This window comes from Moritella yayanosii (assembly GCF_900465055.1).
Taxonomy (GTDB): Bacteria; Pseudomonadota; Gammaproteobacteria; order Enterobacterales; family Moritellaceae; genus Moritella; species Moritella yayanosii.
Map to the genome: position 1 here is coordinate 692090 of NZ_LS483250.1, position 18995 is coordinate 711084.

General features: G+C 40.5%; 15 protein-coding genes and 2 pseudogenes. 14 read left to right on the forward strand and 3 right to left on the reverse strand.

What is annotated here, in order from left to right; translation table 11 throughout:
• Positions 1-11: 11 nt before the first annotated feature.
• A complete protein-coding gene (locus MORIYA_RS03070; RefSeq protein WP_162629219.1) occupies positions 12-1466 on the reverse strand; it encodes a tetratricopeptide repeat protein in 1455 nt (484 codons plus the stop codon).
• Positions 1467-1515: 49 nt separating this feature from the next.
• Positions 1516-1770: pseudogene (locus MORIYA_RS03075) on the reverse strand (S24 family peptidase); the annotation flags it as partial.
• Positions 1771-1985: 215 nt separating this feature from the next.
• On the opposite strand from MORIYA_RS03075, the gene MORIYA_RS03080 reads away from it, so the two are divergent.
• From MORIYA_RS03080 to MORIYA_RS03110, 6 genes and pseudogenes are all read left to right on the forward strand, one after another.
• A complete protein-coding gene (locus MORIYA_RS03080) occupies positions 1986-2327 on the forward strand; it encodes a DUF4258 domain-containing protein (protein ID WP_112712608.1) in 342 nt (113 codons plus the stop codon).
• A 72-nt stretch (positions 2328-2399) separates the two neighbouring features.
• Positions 2400-2849 carry a helix-turn-helix domain-containing protein gene (locus tag MORIYA_RS03085; protein ID WP_112712610.1) on the forward strand — a complete coding sequence of 150 codons (450 nt, stop codon included), beginning with the start codon at positions 2400-2402 and terminating at the stop codon, positions 2847-2849.
• Positions 2850-3088: 239 nt separating this feature from the next.
• Positions 3089-3190 (forward strand): annotated as a pseudogene (locus MORIYA_RS21680) (transcriptional regulator); the annotation flags it as partial.
• Positions 3191-3203: 13 nt separating this feature from the next.
• Positions 3204-3464: a hypothetical protein gene (locus MORIYA_RS03095; RefSeq protein WP_197713349.1), complete on the forward strand. Its 261-nt coding sequence runs from the start codon at positions 3204-3206 to the stop codon at positions 3462-3464.
• Between the two features lie 358 nt (positions 3465-3822).
• Entirely contained in the window at positions 3823-4401 is a 579-nt protein-coding gene (tehB, locus tag MORIYA_RS03105; protein ID WP_112712614.1) for a tellurite resistance methyltransferase TehB, read from the forward strand.
• A gap of 77 nt (positions 4402-4478) precedes the next feature.
• Positions 4479-5099 (forward strand): hypothetical protein, encoded by a 621-nt coding sequence (locus MORIYA_RS03110; protein ID WP_112712616.1) that lies wholly within the window; start codon positions 4479-4481, stop codon positions 5097-5099.
• A gap of 73 nt (positions 5100-5172) precedes the next feature.
• Here MORIYA_RS03110 and MORIYA_RS03115 read toward each other — a convergent pair whose 3' ends face one another.
• Positions 5173-7107 (reverse strand): serine/threonine-protein kinase, encoded by a 1935-nt coding sequence (locus MORIYA_RS03115; RefSeq protein ID WP_112712618.1) that lies wholly within the window; start codon positions 7105-7107, stop codon positions 5173-5175.
• Between the two features lie 645 nt (positions 7108-7752).
• Here MORIYA_RS03115 and tagH point away from each other — a divergent pair.
• The 8 genes from tagH to tssA all read left to right on the forward strand — a co-directional run bounded on the left by tagH (position 7753) and on the right by tssA (position 18866).
• The gene (gene tagH / locus MORIYA_RS03120) at positions 7753-9084 is read left to right on the forward strand and encodes a type VI secretion system-associated FHA domain protein TagH (RefSeq protein WP_112712620.1); all 1332 of its coding nucleotides are present in this window, start codon (positions 7753-7755) and stop codon (positions 9082-9084) included.
• 59 nt (positions 9085-9143) lie between these two features.
• Positions 9144-9659, forward strand: coding sequence for a type VI secretion system lipoprotein TssJ (gene tssJ / locus MORIYA_RS03125; RefSeq protein ID WP_232011490.1), 516 nt, complete (start codon positions 9144-9146; stop codon positions 9657-9659).
• A 53-nt stretch (positions 9660-9712) separates the two neighbouring features.
• Entirely contained in the window at positions 9713-11050 is a 1338-nt protein-coding gene (tssK, locus tag MORIYA_RS03130) for a type VI secretion system baseplate subunit TssK (protein ID WP_112712622.1), read from the forward strand.
• Between the two features lie 117 nt (positions 11051-11167).
• Entirely contained in the window at positions 11168-12532 is a 1365-nt protein-coding gene (gene tssL, locus MORIYA_RS03135) for a type VI secretion system protein TssL, long form (RefSeq protein ID WP_112712624.1), read from the forward strand.
• Positions 12533-12537: 5 nt separating this feature from the next.
• On the forward strand, positions 12538-16089 hold the full coding sequence (gene tssM, locus MORIYA_RS03140; RefSeq protein WP_112712626.1) for a type VI secretion system membrane subunit TssM: 3552 nt from the start codon (positions 12538-12540) through the stop codon (positions 16087-16089).
• Positions 16071-16826, forward strand: coding sequence for a type VI secretion system-associated protein TagF (tagF, locus tag MORIYA_RS03145; protein WP_112712628.1), 756 nt, complete (start codon positions 16071-16073; stop codon positions 16824-16826). Before tssM ends, tagF begins: the two co-directional genes overlap by 19 nt.
• A gap of 14 nt (positions 16827-16840) precedes the next feature.
• Positions 16841-17626 (forward strand): PP2C family protein-serine/threonine phosphatase, encoded by a 786-nt coding sequence (locus tag MORIYA_RS03150; RefSeq protein WP_112712630.1) that lies wholly within the window; start codon positions 16841-16843, stop codon positions 17624-17626.
• Positions 17627-17675: 49 nt separating this feature from the next.
• On the forward strand, positions 17676-18866 hold the full coding sequence (gene tssA / locus MORIYA_RS03155; RefSeq protein ID WP_112712632.1) for a type VI secretion system protein TssA: 1191 nt from the start codon (positions 17676-17678) through the stop codon (positions 18864-18866).
• The last annotated feature ends 129 nt before the right edge of the window (positions 18867-18995 follow it).

The window sequence follows — 18995 nt, forward strand, 5'->3', positions numbered from 1 at the left end:
TAAGAATTAAGTTATTGCTCGGAAGAAATTTTATTTTCAATTTCTTGACTCAAATTTTGCGTAGCAGGATTATCAGGAAATAACTTAGCTGCTTTTTTGGCAAACAACAAAGCTTCTTCAAAGCGACCTAAATCGCGTAAAACTTCAGCATAAGTTGTCACATGAAAGTGTCCAGGTTCGATAGAAAGCGATTTCTCACACCAGGTTATAGCTTCATCGGGGCGTTTCTGATTTAACAGGAAAACAGCGTAGTTACCCAGAATATCGGTGTTTTCCGGCTCAATGGCCAACGCTTTCTGGTAATGCTCTTCCGCCTCTAGATATCGCTCCATTTGACTCAACAGGTTTGCGTAGTTACCCCAAATACGTGCATGGTTGGGCTCAATGGCTAACGCTTTCAGGTAATGCTCTTTAGCCTCTGGGTATCGTTGTTCACTTCTTAATAGTTCAGCATAGTTATTTATCAATTGATAAGACTCAGGCAACTGCTTAAGTGCCGCCTGATATTGTTTTTCTTTTTCATTAATATCATCAAGTGTATTAATATAGAGAATCCAATCAACCCAGTCGCGTTGTTCAACAGAAACATGTGTAGTGAGCTGTTCTTTTAGCTCTGAAGAACCATGCTCACTCATATCAATAACTTGCTTATCAAGTGTATTTAGTAATTTTTTCGTACGAGCTTCGACTTTCTCTTTTTGCTTCTCTCGGTCATAACCTAAAACGTCACCAATTCTGAGCATCAACTCGTCAAATCCAGGCGTTGCCACTAATACTCCATTGTGCATCTCCATCAGCCCTTGAATATCTTGATTTGGTTCTTCACCTTTTTCGTAATAACACCAGAAAGGGCGTCCAGAGATGTCTCTCTTATCTAAACCTTTTAGAAAGTCCATCAAACTCCCATCATTACCACCATAGCCAATGAAGATCGGAGTATAGAATTTAAAAATATTTTTCAAAGCTCCAGTCCACTGACTTGCTAACTTCGCTACACCATCTTCAGTATTTATTGGAGAGGTAAATAAATCACGATGAATCTTAGCCACAATAGAACGGCGGGACATAGGCTTCAAGTAGGAGGCGAGCGATTCATGACCAATTACATGAGGGTAGTGTTCACCATAAATCGACAAAGCATCGGCAACAAGATTGTCGAAATTAGTCGTGATGACCATATTATGTTGGCCAGACGAAAGTATCCAGGCTAAAACCGCGTATCCTAAGCTTGGTTTGCTCTGTTCAATGGCTCTTTCCAGCTCTGCGTAGCCTGAATCGTGGTCACCATCAAAGCAATGCTCAAAAATAGTTGGATAATGCTTAGCTAAGTTTTTGGCGTCCCAATCATCTATTTCGAGAGGGTTTTTTTCCAACCATTGTTCAAATTTATCAGGTTTAACTCCAGAGCAATCCCTTTCGTATAACTGCTCTTTTGCGAAGTTTACTTTCTTGCTATGTGCGGCCAAGCATAATCCCTTATGCGCTATGAAAAATGAACTTGTAATTAATTTTTCATCACATCTTCTGCCCAGTCCAAACCACACGCCCGATAAGTGCCAGTTCTTCACCGTCCAATTGCGATTTTGTGATCTCCCAAGGGTCATACATAGAATTATCAGACTTAACACGAATAATGCCGCCTGGTAACATCTGCAATCGCTTCACCAATAAGTTATTGTCATGGCGCATGACATAAACCCCATCAGATAAATTATCCACATCACAATTAACCATGATTATAGAGCCGTTCTTTAATGTAGGCAGTATGCTGTTACTGTCTAGCGTGCATTACAGCATCTTCGAATATATTTGTATCATTTTGATATAAATGCTTGACCGAAAAGAAGCCGTACACCATAATTATATCAAATTGATATAAACAATCAGCGCAATAAGTAATGATTATATTATTATAATATCCATTGAGTGGTGTTAGGCGAGGGCACTACACTTATGGGCAATGATTGCATAGTAGAGAGAAAACTATGAGTAAATCAGAACCTTTGAAAATTGTAGAGTTTCCTTTAACTGCTCGGTCAGCAAAATTAATTCTTCGTGATTTAGCTGAGAATCACACAAATAGAATTAAATTTTCAAAACATGCTAGAGATAGACTTTCTCAGCGAGATATTACTATCCAGCAAGTACTTTGTATTTTTAAAAGTAATTCTAATCGATTTCATGAACAACCACACCAAACTGCTGGCGGTGATTGGCAAATGAACATTGAAGGCATTGCTTCGGGTGATTCAATTAGGATCCCGTTAGTATTAAGAAAGCATGAAGATGACCCTTCTGTATTAGTGATTACTGTTATTAGTATTTAGTTATTAACGTCAGGAATTATTGATCCTAGCTTTGATTACTTAGCAAAGTATTTATTTCAAATCGGAGTTAACATGAGTAAGTCATACCACTATACAGAGTGTGGTCTACCAAATGTGCATCTAAAAAATGGCTACACTCTTGAAATTATTGATGGCGAAGAATACCTAAGTATCGACGATATGAACGGTTTACATAATGCCATTGGTTCTCAAGTTGTGGATAAAAACCAGGGCTTAACTGGTGATGAATTTAAGTTCTTACGATTACAGTTTAACCATTCTCGCAGAGTACTTGGCGAGCTATTGGGTATAGACCAACAAACTGTAGGCCGTTGGGAAAAAGAAGAAACAGCAATTCCTAAAACAGTTGATGCCACTATGCGTCAGTTATTTTTAGAATTATTAAATGAAGATAGTAATTTAAGTTATCTACTTGAAAAGTTAGCAGACAGAGAAGCTAAAACACTAATGTCTGAAATCATTCTTGAAGAGAAAGATCATCAGTGGCTTAAAGCTGTGTAAGTAAAAATATATTTTGTGTTGCTAAGTATAACAAAACCCTCTTAACGAGGGTTTCTACGTTGAGCATCTTTGAAGTGCTAGAGTCAATCAGACGGTTAAATCGGGCATTGCTTATGGCGTTATAGCTCAAATCATATATTGTTATCTACACGTTAATTGCGTACGCTTAGATTATGAAATGTCGGATTTATCCGCAGATCAAAAGAAACAGTTAAAAGCTTTTATGGAGGTATTGCGCAATGAGCAATCGTGATTTATTTTCAGAATTAAGTTCAGCTCTTGTTGAATCAAAAGAGCATTCCGAGGGTAAACTTACCCTTAAAACACATCAGAAACTAGATCGGGTATTTTATATTGTTAATCCATGACTGTTCTAGAATTACAAAAGAAAAAGCGAATATATCTCAAGAAGAAGATGGCCACTGGGTATTGCAGTTATATACTGAGGCAACTGAACATGATTTAGAAGAAAACCATCACTTAGAAGAAGTTGGAGAAATGATCAATGAGGTTATTATTGAAATTGATCATTGTCCTTACTGTGGTGACAAGCTATTAGAAAGTAATAAGCCCGCTGAAATTGGTTTCATATTCAGCGACTATTCAACATGGTAAAGTTTAGCCATAACAAGCTGCAATAAGCCGGCCTGCAATTGGTTGGGTATGCGCAATCGGTCTTGCCTTTCCTTTTATCCTGAATCCGTTAATAGAGTGGGCTGGTGGTACTGGTCCTCAAATTCCAATGGATCAACTTATGGCGTTAGTCGTGGCACTACTTGGGCTTGGAACACTCCGCACATTTGAAAAATTGGCGGGTAGAGCAAAATAAAATTTATCAATCACAATCACAATCACATGACCTATGATCGGGATGACTAGTCAGAAAAAAACGATGGAAATGACTATTATCAATTTCATTGGGCAATATCAGTCGTAAGATAATAACCCTCATTACAAAATTAAAGTGGTTACCATGAAAGTTGATCTAAATAGCCGTTACGGCTTAAATCCTGCACACAGTGAAGTAGTCGAGGCGTGCAAATTTATTGAGCCGTGCGATACGTTAGATATGGGTTGTTCGAATGGGCGTAATGCGTTGTATCTCGGCCAGCTCGGATTTAACGTTACCGCCATAGATATTAATCCTGGTGCCATTGATATGCTGCAAAGCATTATTACTGAAGAGAAACTGGATAATATTAAGGCTCAAGTGCACGACATTAACAGTGCGAGTCTTGGTGAGGGCTATGATAAGGGCTATGGCTTTATCTCCTGTACCGTAACCTTAATGTTTATCAGCCCAGCTAATGTTGATGCTGTTCTTGCCGATATGCAAAAGCGTACTCAGCCTGGCGGTTATAACCTAATTGTTTGCGCCATGAGCACTGAAGAACACCCGTGTCCGGTTCCGTTTCCTTTTACCTTAAAAGCAGGGCAGTTACGTGAGGCTTATACGGGCTGGGATCTAATTAAGTACAATGAAGATGTAGGTACTATGCACAATGGCGCGAAATTACAGTTTGCGACCATGTTGGCACGTAAACCTAGCTAAAACAAATAAGACACCATTGTTACATCTATTTAATTCAATGCTACCTTTATGGTAAACAAACACATAAGGACATTAAAATGGATTTTGATTGGATAGAGTGGTTCGGTTATCTGGCATCGTTAGTCGTTCTTATTTCCCTGACAATGACGTCAATCATAAAGCTAAGGGTAATTAACTTCATTGGTTGTCTGTTGTTTGCTGCGTTTGCCTATTTAATTGATTCTTTACCGACGATGTTAATGAATCTGGGTATAGCTGGAATCAATGTTTACTTTTTATGGAACATTCATTCGGCAAAGGAACAGTTCAAGCTAATTGTTGCATCGGCTAATTCTGAGTATTTTGAGCATTTTATTTCAACAAATCAGGGCGAAGTTGAACTGCAGACATCTGTAGACGAACTTAAAGAAGCCAATACGGTGTTTTATATGCTCAGGAATAACAGCATCGCGGGTGTATTAGTTGGCAATAATAGTGAACAAGGTGTGTTGTCTGTGCTATTGGACTATGTCACACCGGAATACCGTGATTTTAAGTTGGCGAAATATTACTATGAGTCGCACCCTGATGTACTCAAACACAGAGGGATCAATACACTCATGGCGACACCGACGACGCAGGAACACAGAGAGTATTTGCTCAAAGTGGGTTTTCAGCTTGTTGATGGAACAGAGGGTGTTTATCAGAAACAACTATAAGGGTGTTGTGTCTTAATGAACTAGATCACACGGTATTAAAGACCCCATCATTGAGGTCTTCCATTTTTCAGAATTAAACAGACATTTCTTGCCCTTTATCTGCTTTGGTAAACAAACTCTCCGCTTTTTTAATCACTCTTGAGTCTGATTTTATTTTACCTGTCACGATCAGTTTTAAGTAACGATTGGCTAAGTCTCGACGCAGTTTAATTAACGGTTTAAAGTTTACCGGTAGATATTGGTTATATTTATTCTGTTGTGTATAAATACGATCCAGTGATTTTTGGTTTTTAGCGTTTTTGATTGCCGCTATCCAATAATCAAACTGATCTTGGTAAAAGGTTTCAGCCGCATTGAATGGAAATTCTCCGCTTTGTTCTGATGCTTGATAGTCAGTGAGCGTGTTAATGGCAGATATTAACTCGGGCTGTGTTAACAAGGTTTGAAGCTCAGGTACCGAATCTTTAAACAGTAACTCTCCAGGGGCAAGCAGGGTGTTAATTTGACGATAATTATAATCTATTAAAGCTGTTTTCAGCTGTTTAGCATATAAGCTGATAGCTTGCTCGGACGGGATGATTTTGTAATCGGCATCAACTTGTTTTATATCCTGCTCTAGGGTAAATAGATCCATGCCCTCGCTGTCAAGTTTATAATTGGCCCGTAATAACCGCTGCTCAATATTAGCGACCAGGATTGATCGAGCTGATACTCTTTGACCTTCCACATACTGTTCTATATCGGTGAGCTTCACTGAGTCAGGGTATAGAGCCATTGTTTCTGCGATTAACGCTGACATTTGGTAGAAGTCCGGATAACGTGAGTTTGGATCCTGCATAATGCGGTTTACTTTTGCAATATGATAATCGATCACCTCATCACGTTTTTGGCGCAAAACACCGGCTTTAATGGTCAAGGTTTCAGTATTTAAATCCGCTAATGAATTCATAAATACTTCAACACTTGAATTAACTAAACCATCCACACTCGATATATGCGCTTGCTGCGTGATCTGCTGTTTAGTAATTACATTGTCCATATAATAAAAATAACCCACTGAACCTAGTACGGTAAGTAACGGCAAGACAGTTGAAAACACCGGAAACGGCTTGCGGGCTAGTTTAGCTTGCCACTGTTGGATGCTGACTGGACGTTCTGCATTTTTTAGTGCCAGTGCTGAACGCAACATGGCCCAATTCTTACTACTGAGTTTAGTTAACTTTTTAGCGGTGATCTTATCAGTAATGGCCTGATCTGCTGGCTTACGTAAATACGGATGTTTACTCGACAGTAATTCATAAAATATACAGCCGAGTGAAAACAAATCATCACTTTCTGATGGTTGCTGACCCTGCAGTAACTCGGCACTGGCATAAGCAGGTGTATAACCGCTTAATACGTTATTATGTTCAACATTATCACTGGCAAATTCATCGGCATGATCCTGAAGTACGCGTGCGACACCAAAATCAAAAACCTTGATATCACCATTACGGGTATGCATGATATTGGCCGGTTTTAAATCTGTGTGCACGATGCCATTTTTGTGCGCAAACTTAAGTGCATTAGCGACTTGCGAAATGATTTTTTCAGCACCTTTATACGTCAGACCTTTGGGTTTTGACCGTGATATAACTTGATCAAGGGTTTCACCATCCAGCCACTCCATAATGATAAAACACAGTTTATCTTCTTTATCGACATCATAAACACGAATGATATTAGGGTGGGAGAGCGCCATTGTTTTGTGTGCTTCTCTAAACAGTAACTGCTGTGCTTCTTTGTTTTTAGTATATTGTGGTTGCAGGACTTTTATCGCTACGTAAGGATCATCAACGCCCGCTTTACTTAATAGTAAGTCTTTGGCTTTATATATATCACTCATACCACCAGAGCCGATATGTGTTTCTAACTCATAACGGTCTTTTAATATTCGTCCTGTAAGCGTAGCTGTATCAACTTCGTCTTTTGAACTAGTGCTATCTAATAGCGTTTTATCTTGTACCACAACTACACTCCTTGTTCTGTTTGAATAACGTAATTTATATAAAGTACTAGTTCCGTCTAGCACTTTAGTATTGAATTTTGTTTTTTATTGAATTTAATACTTTAGTTAACTTTCATATTAATAGTTAAAGTTTATTGTTTATCATCGTTGTTTACTATGCTACTTATCAATAGTGACGCAACGGTTATGCTGTTGTTACATTAATATTTTTTAAATTTCAACAACAACATATTACGCGTTTAAGTCATTGTTATTTATCTGTTATGTTAGCCGTTCATATAGGTATTGGCACCACTGAAGAGATTTTATATAAATAACATTTCGCGACTTATATAAACACTTTGTTGTTATTGGATATTAATTAGTTTAATTTTGGTAACGTCAATCAGCATACACATTTATTTGTCGTAAATAGTATTAAATGTAGTATTAGATATCTGTTTATTTTGTAAATGTAGCGGATTCACTTGTTTGACTTGATTGCGCATATTTGGTTTTATAGTTGTAACAGTATGTATTTGGATATTAATATGTATTTAAATTTGGATGTAAATAGTATTGCTATGAAGTTGTAATATTATTTCATAAATAGGTTCAGCGGGATATTTATTTAGTGTTAACAATAGATAAGTCAAGGAATGACAAATGGGACTGTTTTTATCTGTAATTAGCTATCAACAATTATCACCAAATTTACAAGCTAACTTTACCCTTGAAGGTGCTTCAGCCGTGATCGGCCGTTCGGATGCCAGTGATTGGGTGCTACCAGATGGCGATAAAATATTATCTAGCCGCCACGCTGAACTCACGTTAGTGATGGATAAATATTATATTACCGATGTATCGACCAATGGTGTGTTCATCAACCAGTCTACAAAACCGCTTGGTAAAGGCAATCGACACGCGTTGACCACAGGTGAGCAGATTATATTGGGTGAGTACGTTATTGAAGTGGTTATCGAATCTGCATTATCTGACGATAACCAAACTTCCGCTCATTTAGAACCTAACCAACAAGTGTCTAGCTTTTCTTCTTTTACTTCGTCGTCGATGGCTCAGACTGATCGTGAGATAAATATGCCATCAGTGCCTAATCACAGTCTCAGTGACCCATATCTAGAGGGCAGTGAGATGGACGATAGTTTAGTGCTAGAGAGTAATTTTATCCCTGATGATTGGAATTGGGATCAAGAAGGTCAGACCCCTGACGTTCAAAAAACGCCAAATAATCCGCAAATAGACGCAGAGAAAATAGTATCGACAAAAGCAGTCTCGGCAAAAATAACACCGAAACAAACAGTTGCTGTTGACGCCAATAATAGTAGCAACCGCCGCCGCAATACAGACAAGGTGATTGAATCACCTCAGGTGGCCGCTAAATCGAACAAACCAACAGTTGCAAATACTGACAACATGATGGCATTGCTGAAAGGTCTAGGTATCGAAAAGTCACCAGTTGATGGCGATGAAGAATGGTGGTTTGACCTAGGTGCATCAATGCGAACCATTAATGAAGAACTGATGTCATCACTGCGCGAGCGCGCTGCATTCAAGAATAAATTTCGTGTAAATCACACCATGTTTCAAATTAAAGAAAATAACCCGTTTAAATTTTCTGCTTCTGTGGATGATTTATTCCGTAATTTATACTTACGTAGTAACGGCAGTTTCATGTCGACGAACAAAGCCATTACCGAAGCCTTTGGGGATTTACGCCAGCATGAACAAAGCATGCGCGCGGGTCTAGAAGGTGCAGTGGTTGGTATCTTAGATCAATTAGCGCCAGAAAATATGCAGGAAGAGCAGGGTGAACAAGGTTTTTTTGCAAAATTCAACCGCAGCAACAAAGAGCAGAAATTGTGGCGTCACTTTATTGAAATGCATGAAGATATTCGTAACGAGATCACTGTTAACCGCGAAAGTATTCTTTCTGATGCGTTTGTTCGGGCGTATGAAAATAAGCAGAAACAGGGATAACAGATGCTGAGTAATCAACCTTCGTTATTTAAAATCCAACTATTAATACAGGTAAATACATGAAACTATTTTATCGAAACCGGAATCGTAATTTCAACCTTAACTTCAATCGTTTTAACCGCATTATACTTATGTGTTTGGCATTGTTAACCCTGAGCAGTATCTCTGGCTGTTCGATGATGAACTTTTTTGTTACGCCATCTACAACATTGAATTTTGTGGCGTCTGAAAATTTAAACCCGGACATGGAAACACGTCCGTCACCTGTAGTCGTGAGAGTGTTTGAGCTGGCAAGTCGTGGGCCAATAGAAACGGCTGATTTTTTTAGTTTGTATTCTGATTATGAACAGATCTTAGGACCTGAGTTACTGAACAAAGAAGAGTTGGTATTTAATCCTGGTCAACGCTTGAGTTACACACGTGAGCTTAACAAAAATACCCGCTTTATTGCGGTATTAGTTGCTTATCAAGATATTGAAAACTCACGCTGGCGTGATGTCATTGCGGTAGACCCTAAATCTTATGACGACTTTAGCGTATACCTAGAAAAACTAAGCGTATTTATTCGTGATTAATCATCCTTTTGTTTTAGTTGCGAAGATCCGCCCGTTGATGAGTGATAACCGTTATGAGTGATTACAGCAAAGTTGCATGGAGTGAAGGCATGTTCCTTCGTCCACAGCATTTTCAACAGCAAGACCGTTATCATAGTTATGTGCAACGACGTTTGTTACAAGCATCGGGTTCGCACCAATGGGGCGTAGTAGACCTTTGTATTGATGATGATTTATTAGGGCTAGGGCGATTCGCACTGACTGACTTTGAAGGCATCTTTAATGATGGTACCCACATTAAAATGCCATCACAGGCCACATTGCCATCGCCGTTATTGATCCCGCCGGGCACGATAGATTGTAATATTGTGTTAGCGCTGGCCATTGATAAAAGCACTGGACTTAACATCATCAACAGTGACGACGACGGTGTGATTGCCCGCTATTTAAACGTCTATAAGGATGTTATTGATACATCACTAGAGAGCCTGCCAGTTGAATCCATTGCCATGGCTAAGTTAAGTGCAGAATTGAAACTGGCTAATCAAGATTTAACCGGTTATGTCACGGTACCAATCGCACGGGTGATTAATGTCAGCGATGCTGGTGATATCAAACTGGATAAAAAGTTTATTGCCCCTTGCTTGAGTATTGGGTCGGCGAGTCACCTAGTTGATTACTTAAATGAAGTGACGGGTATGGTCGGGCAACGCGCTGAAGCCATTGCCGCACGTTTAACCAAAGGACCAGGGCAGGGGCAGGCATCGACAGTTGCAGATTACATGATGCTGCAATTGTTAAATCGCATAGAGCCGTTGTTGATGCATCACATACAACAACGCACTCTGCATCCCGAACGCCTTTTTGAGTTGTTTATCTCGATTTCAGGTGAACTGTCAACCTTCTACGGCGAAACCAAAAGGGCTGCCAAAATGCCTGTGTATCAACACGAGCACTTGGCTGCAACGTTTGGTAGTAGCATGTCGCTGTTGACGCAAACACTGAGTGTGGTGGTCGATCATACAGCCGTTGCCTTAGTATTAACGCAGAAGAAATTTGGCATTTATGTGGCACAACTTGCCGACAAATCAGTATTAGAAAACAGTATTTTAGTATTGGCCGTAAAAGCCAATATGGCGGTACAGGATATAACTAAAAACTTACCAGGACAGATAAAAATTGGACCGGTTGAAATGATCCGAGATCTGGTCAATGTTCAGCTTCCAGGGATCAGCGTAACCGCGTTACCTGTTGCCCCAAGGCAGATCCCTTATCACGCTGGTAGTTTTTATTTTCAACTCGATAGTAGCAGTGAATATTGGCATAAATTAAAAAATAGTGGTGGTATCGCTATTCATTTATCCGGCCAATTTCCAGGACTCGCAATGGAATTGTGGTCGATAAAACAATAACGATTAAAATTTATTAATAACCATAAGAATTTATTGATAAATAGAATATTTATTAGGAATTATTTTGACAGTGATGATTAACATGGACCGTTTAGTAGTAAGCAGGGATAGATTAGTATGAGCGAAAAAACAATATTTAAACCCAGACCTGGAGGACGCAGTCAACCTGCGCCTAATTCTACGGCGAACAGTAATGCGGCGAATGGCAATGCAGTGCCTAAACCTGGCATTGCCGCGGCAGAGGAAAATACTTTATTTGTGCAGCCACAAAATAAAGCGCTTAATCAGACGATCCTAACCATAGGTGCTAATCCACTGATTGAGCATGCCGGTTTGATATTATCCTTGATCAATCAGATTAAAGTGAATATTGAGTATGAAAAAGTGGATGTGTTACACGGACAATGTGTGAGCATGGTGGATAAATATGAACGGCAACTACACGCACTAAAATACGACAATAAACTGAGTGGTAAAACAGAAACGACGGACAACAAACTGATTGATGCGGCTAAGTTTTGTATTTGCGCATTTATTGATGAAACCGTGATGACAATGCCTTGGGGACGCAATAGTGCATGGGCACAAAACTCACTGCAAAGTCATTTTTATCACCAAACATTTGGTGGTGAACATTTCTATACGCTGTTGGATGAGTCTGTTGCCAACATGGTCGAAATGGCTGATATTGTTGAGTTACAATATCTCTGTTTATCATTAGGTTATCAAGGTAAGTATCGGGTAACGAAACATGCCGAGCAGTTAATCGAATCATTACGGGACAAGCTCGGACTAGCATTGAAAAATCATCACGGACGTAAAGAAAAACGTTTATCTGATAATTTACAAGTGATCGAAGTGGGTGGTGAAAAAGCTAAATTGGAACTGCCGATTTGGGTGACAGCTGCTATCGCGGGTGCATTACTGGTGGCCAGTTTTATTGGTTTACGTTTAGAAGTAAATGAACAAGCAGATCTAGTCTATCAGCAAGTACTGGATCTTGTTGATCGTCAGCCAGAAGTGTCTGCAGCCGTGAGTGCTAGTTCATTAACGTTAAAATTAGAACAGCTATTACAAACTGAAATTATGCGTAATATTGTCGTTGTTCGAGAATTGTCAGATCGGATCCGGATCCGGATAACCAGCTCAGACCTATTTGCCAGTGGCAGCGACCAAATTAATCCGGCATATCAACCTATCATACGTAAAATAGCGCGCACGCTAGAATCCACCCAAGGGCAGATCTTAATTACTGGCCATACCGACAAACAACAAATTATATCGAGTCGCTATCCTTCTAATTGGCACTTATCACTGGCTCGTGCCACAAGTATTGCTGATGTGTTAGCCAAAGATACCCGTTTAGGTGGCAGGTTATTACCGGAAGGTCGAGGTTCATCCGAACCATTAGCTGTAGATCCCACGTTTAGTCAAGATCAGCATGCGTTAAATCGCCGTGTTGAAATCGATATTTTGAGGTAGTAAAGATGTCTTTTAAACAAAGTATGTCCAAGTTATTAGCGTTCTTTACGTTAAAAACACTGTTTATTATTATTGGTATTGTTGCCATTGTCGTTTGCGTTTGGTTAGCGGGTCCGTTAATTGCGATTGACGGTGTCACACCACTCGCCAGTGCCCCAAATAGGTTCGCTTTTTTAGCGATATTATTACTGTTCTGGATCATGAGCTTAGTGGTGAAAAAGATCATCGTTAAACGTCAAAATGACACGTTAGCGCGCGAGATGATCAAAGGTCAAGGCAATGAGAATGATGACATAGCGGCAGACCAAGACATTTCAGCTATTGAAGACAAGCTTAAACAAGCAATTAGCATCTTGCGTACCGCAAAATTGAGCAAGGGCAAAAGTATCTATCAGTTGCCTTGGTACGTGCTTATTGGGCCGCCTGGTTCAGGTAAAACCACCGCACTGCAACAGTCGGGTTTACAGTTTCCGCTGCAGAAAGAAATGGGGGTTAATGCGTTAGCTGGTATTGCGGGTACACGCCATTGTGATTGGTGGTTTACTGACAAAGCTGTGCTGATTGATACTGCTGGGCGTTATACTACGCAAGACAGCAGAAGTACGACGGATTCAAGGGCGTGGTTTGGATTTTTAGGATTATTAAGACGTTACCGCGCCAAGCAACCGATTAACGGTGTGTTAATTTCAATGAGCTTAGCAGATTTATTAACCTGCACACAAACAGAGCGTAACTTACATGCGCGGGCCATTAAACAACGTATCCAAGAATTACAGAATCAACTTAACATGACATTTCCAATTTATGTCATCTTTACCAAAGCCGATCTTGTGGCTGGGTTTAATGAATATTTTGCTGAATTGACTGAAGAAGAGCGCGAACAGGCTTGGGGTTTTACCCTGCCGATGGAAAATAGCGAAGATACCCAAGGGGTGGTGTCTCTGTTTAACAAAGAGTTTTATCAGCTTATTGTCAAGATCAACGAAGGCATGTTGCAGCGTTTAAATGGGGAGCGAGATCCGAAAGTACGTGCGCTTATTTATGAATTCCCGAAACAGTTACGTTTGTTGCAAAGCGCAGCCGATGATTTCTTAAAAGAGATATTTGCGCCCAATGCATTTGAAAAACTCCCCCTGCTGCGTGGTGTGTTTATCGCCAGTGGTCATCAAGCTGGTAATCCTATTGATCGCGTCAGCAGTCAGATGGCGAGTGGCTTTGGGTTAAAACCAAGTACCCCTCTAACCACAAATAGTAATGAACCAAAAGGCTTTTTCCTTAAATCAGTATTAAACGATATTATTTTTGCAGAGCAGAACATTGCCAGTATTAATACCGAACACGCCCGTCAACATCGTTGGTTACGCCGTACTGCAATTACCTCTATTTGTGTTTTTTCTGTGGTGCTCGGTGCTAGCTGGTGGGCGAGTGCAAACTGGAACCAAACGCTTTCGGCACAGATCAGTGAGGATGTGGAAGCATTCAAACAGAATGCCAATGGTGGATTAACAATAACCAGTGATTTAATTACCCTTGGCAATGGCTTAACTATCTTGCGTAATTTACCTACTGGTTATGTCGGTAATTTACCCGAAGGTTGGCCGAATCATCTTGGTTTATACCAAGGTGATCGATTGGCGCAGGCGACGAACGAAGTATATCAGCGTGCTTTACAGCGTTACTTATTGTCGTATGTATCTCGGTCACTGGTAAGTGATATGGCCAACAATAAAACCCATATTGATTATCTATATGAAACTTTGAAGACATACTTAATGTTATTTGAGCGTGATTATTATAATGCTGAGCAGATCAAATCCTGGTTTTCATTCCACCTAGAAAATAATATTCCTGGTGAGGTGAATAAAGATATGCGCTTAGCGCTTAATGAACATTTAGCCGTATTGTTAAACAACAACTCTATACAAGCTGAGTACAACGCACTAGCCGTTAATGATGCCCGAGACATTCTCCTCGCCGTGCCTTTAGCTGACCGCGCGTTCGCCCGTATTGAGAAAAAAGCCAAACAAAATCAATTAGCTGATTTTAAATTGACGAATATTTTACCAAATGAAAGTATTGGTTTATTTTATCGCCACAGTGGTGAGCCGATGAATAAACCAATTCCAGCGTTATTCACCTATGAAGGCTTTTATAAGGTGTTCTTAACTGAGCATAAACAGATCATCCAAGTTTTAACTAAAGATAGCTGGGTCTATGGTGATGAAGTTAAAGGCATGGGTGATGATGTTGAAGATCAGGTGATTAAGCAGGTTAAAGAACGCTACTTTAAAGAGTACAGTTATTACTGGCGTGATTTGATTGATGATATCGCCCTGAAAACATTTGCTACCGCATCGCAGGGGGCATATATAACTAAGGTATTGACCAGTCCTGAACAGCCAATACAAAAATTGTTAACGGCGATCCAAGACAATATCGAGTTAACTAAGTTACCGGCTTCTGAAGTTGCTGGTAAAGTCGGCAAGTTAGCAGGCGCAATTGCGGCACAAAAAATGCCAAGTGCGACTAACCGTTTTAAACAATATATGCCAAGAAATGTCAGTATAAATGTGGCATTACCTGGCGAATCGGTTGAAAACGTATTCCCGGAAATTTTGGCACTTGAAGATACTGATGTATTACAAATTCAGACGCAAATGAAAAAGGTTCATGCATTATTGGCGCAGCTTAATCGCGGCCAAACCAGCGGTGACAAGATCGTTAACCAGCATGTTAATTTAACACAAGCAGGTGAGCCAATTGCCGAGCTGGATAAATTAGTTGAGGATTTACCAAGTCCCTTTGCCGCTATGATCCAAGGTGTCATTGACAGCACCACGAAAATCTCATTGCAAAGTGCACGTTATCATCTCAATGATGTGTGGCAGGGCACTGTATATAACGAATACAAAAAACGTATACGTGGTCGTTACCCGTTTAAACGTAGTGCGAAAAATGAAGTCAGGATCCGAGATTTCTCCCGTTTCTTTAGCCCACAAGGCACGATGTCTAAGTACTTTGAAACCTATATTAAACCGCATGTACGTATGGGAGCCAATCGCTGGACCTTTAAAAACAACATAGGGTTAAGTAATGAGTCGTTAAAAGTGTTCCGTAGTTGGCAGAAGATCAAGAATGACTTTTTTGAATCCGGTAGTAGTACACCTGAAGTCGAGTTTGCGTTGAAAGCCAATTATCTAGACCGTGATATGCAGCAAATTAAAGTGCAAATTGATGATCAAAATTTTGTCTATCGTCATGATCCAATTCGAGTGACTGAGTATCGCTGGCCAGGTTCGGCAAATTTTTCCCAAATGCGGGTGATATTTACACCGGCCAATTACATGCGCACGGTAGAGAAGTCATATGAAGGTGATTGGGCGTGGTTCCGCTTCCTCGATGACATTGTTGCTGCGCGACCAAAAACATTAACAGATAATATGCTTGAAATTAAAGTTCAGGGTCATACTGCTAGGATCCAATTGATCGCTGGCAGTGCTTCGAGCCCATTTAAAACGCGTGAATTGGAGGCGTTCTCATGTCCAGCCAAGCTGTAATAGACGAACAATCAATGAATAGTGCCAATATGAACACTAAAACTATCGATATCATCACGGGTTACTGTGGCAAAATTCCCAGCTTGGGGGACTTTGTCAGTCTAGGCTTGGATCCCAATTTAGAACAATCGTGGAATGAATGGGTGCAGGCTGCGCTGGCGGTAAGTCGTGAAAAGCTACAAGGAGAATGGTTGGATAATTATCTAACCTCGCCAATATGGCACTTTGCAGTGAGTGGAGGGGTGTGTTCAGACCGTAGTTTTGCAGGCACCTTGATCCCGAGTGTGGATAATGTCGGACGTTATTATCCATTTACCTTGTTCTACCAAGCTGATATTGACCCGCTACAATTTTGGCAGGAACAAGCGTTTTTTCAGCAAAATGAGCAACCGTTATTGTCAATATTAGACGATGAGTGTGTGTTGTTAAATTGGTATAAAAAATTGACGCCGTTGAGTTTAGATGTCACGCCGATCACCCCCTACAAACAAACATTATTATCGCCAAATAGCCACCAGCCAAACTGGTTGCTGTCAGCCGCTGGCGAGCAAATTGGTGGGTTCGGCAGTGATCAATTAGGGTTGTTACAGCAAACCTTAAATCAGCAATTTAACCGTTATAGTATTTGGTGGACAGCGGGCTCTGACAAGATCGACCCTTGTACATTGATCTTTTCTGGTATGCCAAGTGCGGCGACGTATGCTGGCATGCTTGATGGCAATTGGACTCGGTCTTAACTGGAGGTAATAAGATGTTAACTGATATAGCGTTAAAATCTTTTGGTCAGAGTCATGTTGGCGCAGTACGGAAAATAAACGAAGACAGTTTATTGGAGTACCCAGAGCAAAATATCTGGGTTGTCGCTGATGGTATGGGTGGGCATGAAGCGGGCGATGTGGCCAGTCAAATGCTGATTGACACTATTAATACCTATATTAATGAGCATGCTTATCACGGCATTACGATTAACGTGTTGAAGCAAGCGATACTGACTGCAAACGAAAAAATAATTGCTTATAGTCATAGCCAACTGGCAGGGAAAACCGCCGGTTCAACGATAGTATTGTTATGGATTGATGGATACACGGCACATTGGTTATGGGCTGGTGATAGCCGTGGTTATCGTTTTTACCATCAGGATTTAAAACAAGTTACGCGTGATCATTCCCATGTCAATGAACTGGTTGACCAGGGTGTGCTGAGTGCTGAAGAAGCCGAAAAGCACCCTATGGGCAATGTGATAACACGTGCGATAGGGGTGGTTGAAGATATCGATGTCGACCATATTTCCCATCCTATTGTCGAAGGCGAAATGCTATTGCTGTGCAGCGATGGCTTAACGGGTGAACTATCGGATGCCAGTATCGCGGAGCAGTTACAGCAGCAAAACGTTATAAATGCAGGTTCATCGCTAATGCACGCCGCGTTAGGCAAAGGTGCAAAGGATAATGTGACCTTAATATTAGTGTCGGTATCGAAGCAGAACCAGATCGAAAGCTTTAAAGATGATGATCTTACCGTACCGTTATTTAGTTAAACGTTTGTTTTTAACCTGTAGCTTTAACATGTGTATATGGATGTAGTAAATGTCAGTATTAAACTCACAAATTATTGAAGATATAGCGCTGCCAATTAACGGTGAATTACCGTGTGGACTCGATCCGCGTTCAGACACCTCGCCGCTGTCGCAATATTATCGGTTGAAGGAAGTGCGAACCCGTACCAGAGCGGATGAACGCAGTGCGTTAATTGGTATTGATAGCGACGAAACGATGAATAACTTTGTCCGTGAATGGAGTCCAATTAAAGACGAGATCCCGCAGATACTCGCACAGGAAACCAAAGATCTTGAGTATTGTGCCTGGCTCATTGAAGCGTTATGCCGTACCGATGGTTTTGCCGGATTAACCATTGGCTTTACATTGGCGCATCAACTGATCAGTCAGTTTTGGGACGGTTTATATCCGAGCCCTGATGAAGATGGTTTAGAAACTCGCATTGCACCGTTACTTGGCCTTAATGGTTTTGAAGGGGAAGGGGTGTTGTTAATGCCTATTCTATCCATTCCTTTGGTTGAAACCGGATCTGGTGAACGGTTTGCAACCTGGCAGATTGAGCAAGCAAGTCAATTAAATAGTCTCAGTGCGGATAAACAAAAAGCCAAAATTGCCAACGGTGCTATCTCATTAAAACAGATTAAAGAAGCGTTAAACGAAGTCAGCGATGATGAGTTGGTTAGTTTAAAAAACGATATTGCTGAGGCAATTATGGCCTTCCGTCTGCTGGCCGACAAAATGGATGAAGTCATGTCGGGTGATGCGCAACCGACATCTAAAATAACGGAGAAGTTACAACATTGCGAAAGCATCTTTACCTTCATTACCTTAGAACGTTTTAACGTCATTAATGCAGAAGCCGCTGTAGAGGCGTCTGTTGTTGAACAAGTAGCTGAAGACGCCGTCGAACTAAACGGCGCAAGTCATAGTTCAAATCATAGTTCAGGCGCATCAGTACCGCTTAAATCTGTTAATGGCTATGATTTCATGCAAATGGATCAATCGTTAAATAATCGCCACGAAGCCATTAAAGCATTACATAAAATTGAACAGTATTTTCGGACCACTGAGCCGCACTCGCCAATTTCATATGCGATTGCGCAAGCGATACGCTGGAGTGAACTTAGCTTACCGGAGTTACTGGCAGAATTAGTGAGCGACCCTAGCGCGAGAACCGATTATTTCAAACTCACCGGCATAATCCAAGATGAAGAGACATAACACTAACGGGCTATTAGTCGTAAATAGAATAAATTAGCAATAAATACGGCCAATTAGAAGTAAACAACGAACAGTAAATACCAATAACCAAATAATGATTATCATTAGAGCTTAATTTAAGGAATAGCT